General features: G+C 45.1%; 9 protein-coding genes and 1 riboswitch. All 9 genes read left to right on the forward strand.

The window, feature by feature from the left end; genetic code table 11:
* The first annotated feature begins 39 nt into the window (after window positions 1-39).
* The 9 genes from O9139_RS24515 to O9139_RS24555 all read left to right on the forward strand — a co-directional run bounded on the left by O9139_RS24515 (window position 40) and on the right by O9139_RS24555 (window position 12,995).
* Window positions 40-1,269, forward strand: coding sequence for a serine hydrolase domain-containing protein (locus O9139_RS24515; protein WP_377526121.1), 1,230 nt, complete (start codon window positions 40-42; stop codon window positions 1,267-1,269).
* A gap of 599 nt (window positions 1,270-1,868) precedes the next feature.
* A riboswitch (cyclic di-AMP (ydaO/yuaA leader) is annotated at window positions 1,869-2,003 on the forward strand.
* A gap of 87 nt (window positions 2,004-2,090) precedes the next feature.
* The gene (locus O9139_RS24520; protein ID WP_270884387.1) at window positions 2,091-2,480 is read left to right on the forward strand and encodes a hypothetical protein; all 390 of its coding nucleotides are present in this window, start codon (window positions 2,091-2,093) and stop codon (window positions 2,478-2,480) included.
* A 623-nt stretch (window positions 2,481-3,103) separates the two neighbouring features.
* Window positions 3,104-4,780 (forward strand): type 2 periplasmic-binding domain-containing protein, encoded by a 1,677-nt coding sequence (locus tag O9139_RS24525; protein ID WP_270884388.1) that lies wholly within the window; start codon window positions 3,104-3,106, stop codon window positions 4,778-4,780.
* Window positions 4,781-4,851: 71 nt separating this feature from the next.
* Complete coding sequence (locus O9139_RS24530; RefSeq protein WP_270884389.1) at window positions 4,852-5,826, forward strand: ABC transporter permease; 975 nt, start codon at window positions 4,852-4,854, stop codon at window positions 5,824-5,826.
* 13 nt (window positions 5,827-5,839) lie between these two features.
* Window positions 5,840-6,751, forward strand: a complete 912-nt coding sequence (locus O9139_RS24535; protein WP_270884390.1) for a carbohydrate ABC transporter permease — start codon at window positions 5,840-5,842, stop codon at window positions 6,749-6,751.
* Window positions 6,752-6,877: 126 nt separating this feature from the next.
* Window positions 6,878-8,395, forward strand: coding sequence for a response regulator transcription factor (locus tag O9139_RS24540; protein WP_270884391.1), 1,518 nt, complete (start codon window positions 6,878-6,880; stop codon window positions 8,393-8,395).
* Between the two features lie 199 nt (window positions 8,396-8,594).
* Window positions 8,595-10,244: a sensor histidine kinase gene (locus tag O9139_RS24545; RefSeq protein ID WP_270884392.1), complete on the forward strand. Its 1,650-nt coding sequence runs from the start codon at window positions 8,595-8,597 to the stop codon at window positions 10,242-10,244.
* Complete coding sequence (locus O9139_RS24550) at window positions 10,237-11,745, forward strand: response regulator (protein ID WP_270884393.1); 1,509 nt, start codon at window positions 10,237-10,239, stop codon at window positions 11,743-11,745. The genes O9139_RS24545 and O9139_RS24550 overlap by 8 nt, the downstream gene beginning before the upstream one ends.
* 251 nt (window positions 11,746-11,996) lie before the next feature.
* Window positions 11,997-12,995, forward strand: coding sequence for an endo-1,4-beta-xylanase (locus O9139_RS24555; RefSeq protein WP_270884394.1), 999 nt, complete (start codon window positions 11,997-11,999; stop codon window positions 12,993-12,995).
* Window positions 12,996-13,041: the final 46 nt, after the last annotated feature.

The raw sequence follows: 13,041 nt of genomic DNA on the forward strand, positions 1-13,041 counted from the left end.
ATTATAAAGTAAAGAGAGGGAAACCAAATGCAAAAAATGATGGGACATAGCAATAACGGCTTCTCCAAAACAGGGCTTCAAAGAATGCGAGATGTGCTTACACGGCATGTCGATTCCGGAAAAATCCCCGGGCTCGTCGCTCTGGTCAGCCGGTGCGGTGAGACGAACGTCGAGGCGATCGGGACAATGCGCCATGACGGCGGCGCGCCGATGCGCCGGGACACGATCTTCCGGATGGCATCGACATCCAAGCCAGTTACGATCGCGGCGGCGATGGTCCTGCTTGACGAGTGCAGGCTGAGGCTGGATGACCTGGTAGAGACGTGGCTGCCTGAGCTCGCCGACCGGCGGGTGCTGAAGCGGATCGACGGCCCGTTGGACGACACCGTGCCGGCGCGGCGGCCGATTACTGTACGCGACCTTTTGACATCCACGTTCGGGCTCGGCATGGATATGACGTCGCTGGGCACTCCGATCATGGGCGCGATCTTCGAGCGGGGGCTCACGCCCGATCTACCAGTGCCAATGCCCGAGCCGGATGAATGGATGCGACGCCTTGGCGAGCTTCCGCTGATGCACCAGCCCGGAGAGCGTTGGCAGTATCACATCAGCAACGATCTACTCGGCGTTCTCGTCGCCAGAATAACGGGCCAATCATATGAGACGTTCTTGCGCGAACGCATCTTCGACCCCCTTGGCATGAAGGACACCGGTTTCCACGTACCCACAGACGAGATCGATCGGCTTCCCCCCCTCTACGCCCCCAACCCGCAGACCGGAGAGTTCATCGTGTGGGACGAGGCCAAAGGAGGACGCTACAGCCAATCTCCTGCCTTCCAGGGCGGCGGCGGCGGGCTGGTCTCCACTGTCGATGACTACAACGCCTACTTCCGGATGCTGCTGAATCACGGGATGCATGGGAACGAACGGATCTTGTCCCGTCCAGCCGTCGATCTGATGATCACCAACCGCCTCACGCCCGAGCAACAAGCTGCCCGAACATCCATGGCTATCAACAACGTTCATGTGTCATTCGGCCAAGGGCAGCATGGCGGTTGGGGCATGGGGATGGCGGTGCGTACCTACCGTGGTGACTACGCGCCCATCGGCCAGTTTGGCTGGGATGGCGGAAGCGGCACCTCGACCTACGCTGACCCAGATAACCAGCTTACCGGAATCCTGCTCACTCAGGTTGGGATGTCCACCCCGGATTCAGCACGGCTTATCCACGACTTCTGGACCACGCTTTACCAGGCGATCGAAAATTAACAACGAGTCCATGCTTGTTACGTCAGTCTTCTGGCGTCCGAATTGGCAGGGCGAGGAAGAGAATGGAACAATACAGCAGATTCTTTTCTGTCTTAATGAATTAAGGCCATACTAAGAATCAAGACCCCCTTTAAAATATATAACCTAGACTTGCGGCCCATTGCTGTGGGTCTCTTTTTTTTTTTTTATTCACTTAATGGGCAGGAATGTTCTATAAATGTTTTATTCTTATAAGATGATAATTTTTTTCTGTAGTGCGAGGAATTCAAAATGAAAAAATCGAAATTAGAATTCAACATGCGTTCGAGGGACGGTTATCCGGGGACTATATATTTTGCAGATTTTATTAAAGACGGACAATCCTTATACGATATGTATGCTAAAGAATTTGATCTTGTATCTTGTATAGGGTGGTGTGCTGATTTGGAATGTGGGTCCGTAAGCCATAACTTATATATTCCCTCCGTCAACAAGGGCTGGGGATACTGATTATGAGGTTCTCCTTTATGACCCACAAAGTCTATTAACATAAAAAATATGAGTAAATATTACTATTGTTTTCTACGCTGTAATTAAGGTAAATTGTTAAAATAAGAATGAACCATAATACGCTTAATTCTTGGATAAAAGAAGCGGGGGAACCAAGTTTTCTGGGGTGAATATACTTTTGAGTGTTAGGGTTAACTTTCAACCCGAATCCGTCAGCTAACTTCGCCAGCGTAGAAAGTCATTAATAGAAACATTAAGTTGAGACCATAATGCTTTGGGCTCTATTCCCTCGCTTCCTTTTTTCGTTCAACGGAACAAAGGAGGAATTAGAAATGCTTCTTGAAAAAATTACCAAAGAAGTGAAGAAACTTTTTCAATTGAAAAGTTCAAACAATTCTGTACATCGTCAAGAAGAGATTCAACATTTAAAGAAGCGATTGATGGAATTTGACATTCATTTCTCGAGTTTGGTGTATCAGCCAACAGAAATCAAAAAACAGGATTTAATAGAAATAAGCAAGAGAGTTGCACGAAATGGTGAGTTGCTAAACAAACTTACTTGTTCAGAAAAGAAAATATCTGTTGAACAAATAATAATCAATTGCAGTGACATTCCCCTGAAAGTTTTGAAAGAGCATCAGAAATTTATCATAACCATGGCTTTTATTTTGAGTGGACCGTATCCTAGCTTAAGAGAATATATTGAAAGAAGTATTTTATGAACATTGTAGAATGATCTCAAACAAGACCGTTAAGCCAACCAGGCCGATGATACTTGAACCAAAACTAGAGTGCAGATGTTACAAAGCATTGACAAGAGCCTTTTTTGAGAAAAATCTCAAAAAAGGCTCTTTATATGATAGCAAGAGTAATTCCCCATTCATTCTATTTTGGCCAAACCCTTGGAGGCAGCGTAGCCTGAAGTGCCCGGCATTGCCCCACTCGCCGGGTAACCACAGGCACCAGCCAATCGGGACACTGTCCAAGTGCGGTTCGGATGCATCTGTAGGCAGTTACAGAGCAGGTATGATTTTACGTTTGGTATCCTGCTCCCGTTCCTCTCCAAGATGACGGTATGCAAAAGGACGTAAAAGTTTATCCATTACGGGCGGATCCACATAGAAGATGGTGCGGCAGTAGGGAGTAAGTAATCCGTGTAAACAGTGCTCCCCTGTTGCGGATACGGGTGAGAAAGTGGTTACATGACTGTAATTCGTAGGGGTAATATCTTTATTTTGTGAATTGTAAGCGCATTCTTATTTCGTATAATAATCAATATAAGCAAATAAATGACTGACCTATACAAACATGCATCTTCATGGAGACAATAAGGGAGGATTACAAGATGGCTAAGAAAATAAAACGTCCTGTTTTAGCAACGATTGTACCTGTTCTGGCTCTAGGATTAACGCTTACAGGCTGCACCGACTCGAAGGATGCGGTGAATAGCACTTCTTCGCCTAGCGGAAACCAGACAACGCCTGAGGCAACGCAGAGCAATACAATTAAGCCAGTCACATTGTCCTTGTTCATTGATAGCCCGTATCAACAGCCGACTCCTGATAACAAGATTTATAAGATGATTAAAGATAAGACAGGTGTTAGCTTAAAAATGGAGTTTCTGGTTGGTGACCTGCAGCAGAAGCTGGGCGTCATGATTGCCGGTGGTGATTATCCAGATATAATGACAGGAAACGACAAATTAATTGCGGCGGGTGCTTTTGTACCCCTCGAGGATTTGATTGACAAGTACGCACCGAATTTGAAGAAGCACTATGCAAGCGTGTGGAATCAAATGAAGGATCCTGCCAGCGGTCACATTTATGCTCTACCAAATTACAATGTGTTCAGCGGTCAATTTAACGAAACCGCGTATGAAGGACCAGGCTTCTATTTGCAAAAGGATGTATTGAAGGAAATGGGCTATCCAACGCCTAAAACATTAGACGAGTATTTCGATATCATTGCGAAATATAAAGCAAAGCACCCCGATATGATCGGCTTCGAGACGCTGAACTTTGACTGGAGGAACTTCCCGCTGCTTAATCCTCCAGAGCATTTAGCTGGTCACCCAAATGACGGCGGAGTTATCGTAGAGAATGGGAAAGCGCAAATCTTTGCAGACAAGGACATCTCCAAGACATATTACAAGAAGCTGAATGAGATCAATGCGCAAGGCTTGATGGATAGGGAAGCTCTGGTGCAGAACTACGACCAGTACTTGGCAAAGATTGCTAGCGGCCGTGTCATTGGGATGTTTGATCAACACTGGAATTTCGGTGATGGCGAACGCTCGCTGATTTCACAAAATAAAATTGGCAGTACCTACGTCGGGTTCCCGCTCTTATACCCAGGCGCCCAAGAGTACTACCGTGATCGTCCAGTTTTGAACATCAATCGCGGATACGGGATTTCAACAAAAGCCAAGGATCCTGTACAAATTATTAAATTTTTGGATTCCCTAATGACAGAGGATTGGCAGAAGACTCTCCAATGGGGGATTCAAGGCGAGGATTATATGGTGAAGGATGGTAAGTTCTATCGTACCCCTGAACAACGCGCTAAAGCGGACGATAATACATGGAAGCTTGCAAATAAAGCGGAAGCGTTCTTTGCTAATTCGCCTAAAATGCAAGGGACCTATAGTGACGGGAATGCAACTGATCCAGGAACACAGCCGCAGGAATTCTATGACAGCTTGAAGCCGCAGGATCAAGAAGTATTGAAAGCTTATAACCATAAGACATGGGCTGAGTTCTTCAAAACACCAGCTGAGAATCCCGTATACTATCCAGCCTGGAGTATTGATTTGATTGATGGTTCACCAGCTAAAGTGGCCAATACAAAGATGACCGACCTTGCTGTAAAATATTTGCCAAAAGCTATTTTGGGAAAACCGGATGACTTTGAAGGTGTATGGAAGGAATATGTGGATCAAATTTCCAAAAGTAACGTCAAAGCCTACGAAGATCGTATCAATGATCAAATTAACTGGCGTATTCAGAACTGGAGTAGTAAATAAAGGGATAAAACATGCAGTAAAGTGGGGGAGACTCAGGTCTTCTCCGCTTTACTTCCTAGGAGGAAATGTCGATGGCCGTGAGCATACTGCCCAAGAAATTAAAGAAAAAGCAAAAAATTGATCCGGAAATCGGCGTCGATTTAAGTTGGAAGACGATAAAAAATCAGAAGCAGTTAATTATGATGTCTTTTCCCATCTTAATATATATTTTGATTTTCAATTATGTACCGATTTGGGGATGGTTGATGGCGTTCCAAAATTATCGCCCGGCTTTACAATTTTCCAAACAGCAGTGGGTGGGGCTGAAGCAATTTAAATTTCTGTTTCAAGATGATACGTTCTTGACGGTGCTTCGCAACACGCTTGCTATGAGTATAATCAATTTGGTTTTAGGTTTTGCAACAGCCATCCTACTAGCTCTATTGCTGAATGAGATCAAAGTTCGTTTTTGGAAGCGGTCTATCCAAACGATATCATATCTGCCTCACTTTCTGTCGTGGATTATTGCTGCGGGTATCGTAGCGACTTCGCTATCAATTGATGATGGTATCGTTAATCAACTGTTGATGAAGTTGCACATCATTAAGGAGCCTGTGATGTGGCTTAGCGAAGGGAAGTATTTTTGGGGGATTGTGGGCTTGTCTAATGTGTGGAAAGAGGTTGGGTGGAATACCATTATTTACCTTGCAGCAATTACCTCGATTGATCCATCGCTGTATGAGTCTGCCGGGATCGACGGTGCAAATCGTTACCAGAAGATGCTGTACGTCACACTGCCCGGTATCAAGTCGACTTTTATTATTCTATTAATCATGAACGTGGGGCACATCCTAGATGCAGGCTTTGAGATTCAATACCTGCTGGGTAACGGGTTGATCGTCGACTGGTCGCAAACAATTGATATTTTCGTTCTTAAGTACGGTATTGCTCTAGGCAATTATTCGCTGGCAACTGCGGCAGGTATTTTCAAAACGGTTGTAAGCATAGTCCTTATTCTAATTGCAAATTCTACCGCCAAACGTCTTGGTGAAGAGCGGTTGATATAAAGGAGAGATGACAATGGGGGCAACAACTGTTCGCAGAGCTCGAATTGAGCCTATTCTGTTCCATACGATTAATGGCATCTTCATGCTCCTTCTTGCTATAGTTACGCTTTATCCTTTCCTTCATACCTTAACGATTTCATTTAATGAAGGTAATGATGCGCTTCGTGGGGGCATTTATTTATGGCCGCGCTCCTGGTCATTGCAAAATTACAAGGCGATTTTCATTTCTGGTACGATCTATCATGCGGCTTGGATTTCTGTGGCTCGTACAATTACAATAACTGTACTAGGTGTATTTCTCACCTCTATGCTTGCCTATACACTGGCGCAGCCCCAATATATTTTTCGTAAAATAATAGGTTTAATATTTGTGTTGACGATGTATTTCAATGCGGGGCTAATTCCCAATTACTTTCTGATTAAAAGCTTGGGACTGTTGAACAACTTCTGGGTATATGTTTTCCCAGGGATGGTAAGTGCGTTTAATCTTATCGTCATTCGGACGTATATTCGTACCCTCCCATCAGGCTTGGTTGAGTCTGCGAAGATAGACGGAGCAGGTGATTTCACCATATTTGTACGAATTATACTCCCGCTGTGTAAACCTGTACTAGCGACCATCGCCTTGTTTATTGCAGTTGGCTCTTGGAATTCCTGGTTCGATACGTTCCTGTATGCCTCTTCTGATTTGAAGTTGAGTACACTTCAGTATGAAATGATGAAGCTGCTTGGCTCTACGATGAACAGCAACAATGATCCAGGTCTTCTGGCTGGGGCAAACACGAATCAAACGAAGGCCATGGTTACGCCTGCTTCCATACGGGCGGCGATTACGATTGTGGCGGCGGTTCCGATTCTGTTCGTGTATCCTTTTCTGCAAAGGTATTTCATCGTCGGTATGAATCTTGGAAGCGTCAAAGAGTAAGACAAAGTATGCGATGTTCATAATCATTTCCGTTTCAGCTCCGAGCTGGGACGGTTTTTGCTTTATTCAAGCTCATCTAATCCTTTATAATAGTTCATATCTACTTACTGAAATGAGGTGATTCCCATGTTAAGGGTCATGTTTGCTGATGACGAGCCTTACATGCTAGAGGGACTGCGATCGATGATCGATTGGAATAAACTTGGCTTTGAAGTATGCGGAGAAGCATCGGATGGTGAAGACGCATTGGCTGTAATAGCGTCAACCCTGCCTCATCTGGTGCTGACGGATGTCCGAATGCCTGTTATAGATGGATTGGAATTGATTGAACAAGCTTCCGGCCTGCACCCTGAAATGAAATTTATTATTTTGAGTGGGTACGCAGATTTCGAATATGCCAAAAGAGCGATGCGGCATGGTGTGGCCAATTATTTGATGAAGCCTTTAATTGAAGATGAGCTTATAGCTGCAGTGGAAGAGATCACGGTTACGATTCGAGAGCGTGAAGCACACAGCCAGTACGAAAGCGCTGCATTGGAGCGCTTACGATTGGAAGCGATTTCAAGAATGTTACAGGGAGAAATCAGACAGAAATGGATTGAACAGGCGAACGCCTTAATGGATTTTCATGAACGTTCCAACTTTCGCTGCATCTTGCTAGAGCCTGACATTCAGCCTCATGTCCAAACGGACCTTATGCAGGTTATTGCAGATCGAATAAAGCTTACTCCAACGACGCTGCTTCCATTTGGCGTAGGCAAAGAGCGACATGGATTCTTACTAGTCACAGAAACCGAGGGTCGCGATCTTTCTTCTGCGATGATAACTGAGATAATTGACAGTGTCAGACATAACTGGGGCAGAACGCTCTCCTTTTCGATTAGCGGTGAACACAAGGGACCGCAAGCGTTAAAAGAAGCATTTCGTGAGGGGCTTATGGCCGAAATGTGCAAAATCCCTTGTGGAACAGAAGGGATTTACATCTATCAAGGAGAGTGGTCAGCGGAGACGCTGCCTGCATTTGTTGGAATGACGGAATCCATCCTAGAGGCCGTAGGGAGAGGGTGTTCAGAAACAGTGCGAACCCACGTACAACACTTATTCATCGCATTTTCGAGGCAGTCTGTATCTGAATCTTGGTTGTGTGCTTATTTAGGCAACATTAAGCTTGAAATTCTTAAAATGATTGCCCAATTTGGCGGTGATCTTGTGTGGGCCCCAAATTGGTTTGCTCCCACCGTTCCAATGGACATTGGCCTCTTGGAACGCAAGGTAACACAAGAAATTCTGCAAGTTACAGAGTGGATTGATCTGAAGAAAGGCGTAGGGCAAGATAAAGTCGTATCCGCAGCGGGAGACTATATCAAATTGCACTATAGGGAAAAGCTGCAGCTGCAGGTTGTTGCAGAGCACTTTGGACTGAATCCTGCGTACTTTGGCCAGAGGTTCAAGAAGCAAGTTGGCCTCACCTTCAATGAATATTTACATGTCGTACGAATTGACGAGGCCAAAAAATTACTTCGCCGTGAAGAACTGAAAATATCCGATGTCGCTCATCGTGTCGGTTACTCGGATTCCGAACAGTTCGTAACCAAGTTCAAGGCACTTACTGGTTTGTTACCCTCTGCCTACAAGAAGGGCTAACCTAGGACTGACAAGGAGAGCAAAGATGAACCGGAAATGGAAACTGTTGCGTATCGTTGATGATATACCCCTAAAATTCAAGTTTCTGATCATTTACTTGTTGTGTGTGCTGCTACCGATTTTGTGTATAAACAGCTTATTTTTCTTGCAGGATAGCAAAAATACAGAACGTAGAGAGATGGATAACTTGAGGATTTCTATGGATAGGGTCGATAACGAAATCATGCAAATGGTGAACTCAGGTGTTGTGATTGGCAACGCTGTTTCCGCTGATCGTGTATTTAATGAGATGCTTGAATATACGTACTCGGATAATGTTGCTTATTACGAAGAATACGACAGTTACCTTCGAGACAAATTGGAGCAGTATCCGAATATTTATCCCTACATCTCTTGGATTGGCGTATACACCTCGAACCCAACGCTATCCAATGGTGGAAGCTACTTTATGCTAAAGCCCAATGATCTGAAGAGTGAATGGTATCAGAAGATGAACGAAAAGAAAGATAAGGTGACAGTGACCTCTTATTTGGATACGAATCCCATGAATCCTGCGGAGAAATTGGTATATGTCAGTATCATTCGGAAGCTGGACAATTTCCCTGACCTCATGAAATTCTCCAAATATCTGCGTATCGATATTCGGATGGATAAGCTGCTGGAGCTGTTTGATAAAGAGCGCAATTACTTGTTAATCAAGCTCGTGGATGAGGAAAATCGGCTTGTTCTTGAATCGGCAGGTGCGTTTAAGGGAAGTGACTCTTTGCTCCCGACCCTGCCTGTGTCAAAGGATTCTCAGCTTATAGGCTTACCTGAGAAGAGCTTTGTCAGTCCTCTCAGTAGCGCTAGTTATATGCATAACTGGCGGCTAGTCGGAATTCCGGAGGGAAGTCGAATCGCGGAGGAAAGAAAGGGGGTTATCCACTTCTTTATCTGGCTGACGCTCATTAGTACGATCATACCGACGATATTGATTTACATCATTATGCACTCTTTTAATTTCCGGGTAAGAAAGCTTTCCAAGCATATGCAGTTGGTGAAAAACGAGAGGTTTGAACCCATTACGATGTATGAAGGAAAAGATGAAATCGGTAATCTTCTTCGCAGCTTTAATTTGATGACGAAGAAAATTCGCAATTTAATTAACGATGTGTACAAGCTCGAAATTCAAAAAAAAGATTTGGAGCTGGAACGCGTACAGGCCGAGCTGAATTATTTGCAAAGCCAGGTAGATCCTCATTTTCTGTTCAATACGTTAAATGCGATTCTTGTCGTATGCAAGAAATATCGCTATGAACATGTGATAGAAATTATTCAAAACTTGTCCCAGATTTTGAGAAGGCTGCTACACTGGAAGGAGGATTTGGTGACGGTAGAAGAAGAGCTAAGCTTCACTGATATGTACCTCCAGATCGAGAAGTTCAGATTTCAAGATCGGTTTCAATATGAATTGTCCGTTGACGAATCTGTTCTATTGTATCGAATTCCGAAGATGAGCATTCAATCGCTGGTTGAGAACTCTTGCAAGCATGGGCTTCAATCGGTAAAAGGGAATCGCAGGATTCGGATATCTGTAGAAAGAGCAGGGATGAACATGCTCATGAAGGTCGAAGATAACGGAATCGGTATGAATAGCGCAAAACTGGATGAAATTGTTCAAAGTCTGTATAAGGGAGAAGACAACGGCAAGAACGTCGGACTTCGCAATGTGTATCGTCGTTTAAACCTGTTTTATGCGGATCGCTCTTTGTTCCAAATGGAAAGCATCCCCTTCGAAAAAACAAGTGTTACCATACAAATTCCTCTGAATCTCATTAGGAAACAAGAGGAGGTTAGCAAACATGTTTAAAGTTATTTTGGTGGACGACGAGCCTTTCGCCTTGGAAGGCATAAAGCTCATGGTCGAATGGGAGGAGCTTGGCTTTGAAATCGTAGAAATGTGCGAAAACGGCGAAGAAGCCTTAGCTTGCATTGAAGCCTGTAAGCCTGATCTCGTAGTGACGGATATTCGGATGCCGGTAATTGATGGATTAGAATTGATCGATCGGGTGCAAAAGGCAGGGAACGATCCGGTATTCATCATTTTAAGCGGCTACAATGATTTCGAATATGCTCGGTCTGCCCTGAGGTACGGGGTAAAGCATTATTTGCTTAAACCGGCTTTGGATAGGGAATGGGAGACTGTCATTCAATTAGTTATTGATCAGCTGCAGCACCGAGAACAGCAAAGGGTACGCCAAGACCTCGTTGCCGACCGTCTAGTACCGACTCTTCTTGCTCAGATTCTTAGGGGGGAAATATCGGCAACAGACGGGAACGTAGGGGGGATATTAGATCCCTTGGAACAAGGAGATCATGGCTGGAGGTATATTCATGTCGAATGGCTTAGCAGCTCAGAACAGGAGCTGGATGCCCGTTACTTCCTTTCGCGTAAAGCACATGCAATCGACTTGTTTGGGAATCAGGAGGGGCTTGTCATGCCGTCTGCACCTGATATCGAGGAGTGGGCTCACCAGGTATACGAAGATCTGCGTGAGCAAGGTATCGAATGCTGCCTTTCGATAGGACCACGAGTGGACTCCCTCCGTCATATAGAAGATTCGTATGCAGGTGCTCTAGAGACATCAGTGTATCATTTCTTTCATATATCCGGTGGTCCCCTTGATTACGATAAGGTTCATCACAAGCAAGCTAGCAGTTATGATCTTAATTCGATTTCTATCGTAGATGACATTCAAAGTGCAATCGAGGCGCTTCAGGATAAGCGGGTTGAGGATCTAATTAAGCAACTGTTTGTGACACTGTTTGCTAACAAAACGGCCCGGGAAGTCGTTCATTTGCTGGTCATTCGCATTGTTTTGAAAAGCGCTGCCGTCATGCGGGAGATGGGTATTGACTCGGAAGCGCTGCCTCGAATTCGCGATTTTTTGAGAAGAGAGCATCGTTCCTTGAAGGAAGTGGAGGAATCGCTGCAGCTGTATGTGCAGACTTATATGGGCCAGTTGAAGCAGCATAAAGAGAAATTCTCCGGCCATCCGCTTCGGATGATAGATCGTTATATCCAGGAGCATTATCGGGAACCACTGACAATTAAAGATATTGGAGAACGGTTCTTCATGAACCCAGTTTACTTAGGCCAAGCGTTCATGAAGAGGAACGGCGTAGGCATTATTGAGTATATCCATGACTTGCGTATTAATGAGGCGAAGCGTATGCTACGCGAATCGGATGAGACGATTCGTCTGATCTCGGAGCAGATCGGATACATGCACTATCATCATTTCCTTAAAGAGTTTGAGAAACGTGTATCTGAAAAGCCCGCTGTCTATAGACATTTAAGCAAAGCCTGAAGGACGCCCCAATTCTGCGAATTGGTGATTGAACGGAAAGGATGAAGGACGTGTATATTTTTTCTAAGAGATACACGTCTATTTGCTATGTGCTATGAGTGCGAATGGAAACAGCATATATAATCTTGAAGGGTTTTCATGAATAGGGGGGGAGAGAACTTTAATCTGTGTATGGTAAGTGTATTCAGGTTCTATATCATATAACATAAAGGCCTGTTTAAAGAGGGTATGATGAGGAGGTTTGCCAATCTATGTATAACAAGGTACCGAATTTGCACGAGGCTTATCATGGCATATTCAGAATCGGGGCTGCTGTTAGTCCGAAGACCATCCGATCCGAGGGGGACTTCATCGCCAGGCATTACAACAGTATTACCGCGGAGAACCAGATGAAGTTCGAGGAGATCCATCCAGAGGAAGAGCGGTATACGTTTGAGGCGGCGGATGAACTAATGGAATTCGCCTTGCAGAACGGAATTGCCGTTCGGGGGCATACGATGGTCTGGCATAATCAAACCTCCGATTGGGTGTTTGAAGGCCCTTCTGGCGGTCCTGCCGACAAAGATCTGGTCCTCTTGCGGATGAAGGAGCATATCCGTATGGTTGCCAGTCGTTATAAGGGCAAGGTTTATGCGTGGGACGTGGTTAATGAAGCAATCGAAGACAAGGCAGACCTGGTGATGCGAAGTACCAAATGGCTGGATATACTCGGGGAGGATTATATCCGGCATGCCTTCGAGGCGGCACATGAAGCTGATCCGAATGCGCTTCTGTTCTATAACGATTACAACGAGACAGAGCCGGTCAAGCGGTCTAAGATTTATAACCTTGTCCGTTCCTTGAAGGAGAAGGGGGTTCCTATCCATGGAATCGGCATGCAGGGTCATTGGAACATCCATGGTCCTTCCGTGGATGAAATTCGGCAAGCGATTGAACTTTACGCATCCCTCGATCTGCAGCTCCACATCACCGAGTTGGATATTTCCATGTTCCACTTTGAGGACAGGCGGACCGATCTGACAGCGCCAACCGTGCAAATGGTGGAGCTGCAGCAGAGGCGTTACGAGGAAATCTTCGGGCTTTTTAAGGAATATCGGGGTGTCATTACGTCGGTAACGTTCTGGGGAGCCGCTGACAACTATACTTGGTTGGACAACTTCCCGGTTCGCGGCCGTAAGAATTGGCCGTTTCTATTCGATGTGAATCTTCAGCCTAAGCAGGCATTTTGGCGTGTAATCGGGGAGGCCTGAGTAGTAGAAAGATATTGGAATAAATTTGTGAGCGATTGCAAAGGGT

This window comes from Paenibacillus aestuarii, from assembly GCF_027789125.1.
GTDB classification, from domain to species: Bacteria; Bacillota; Bacilli; order Paenibacillales; family NBRC-103111; genus Paenibacillus_E; species Paenibacillus_E aestuarii.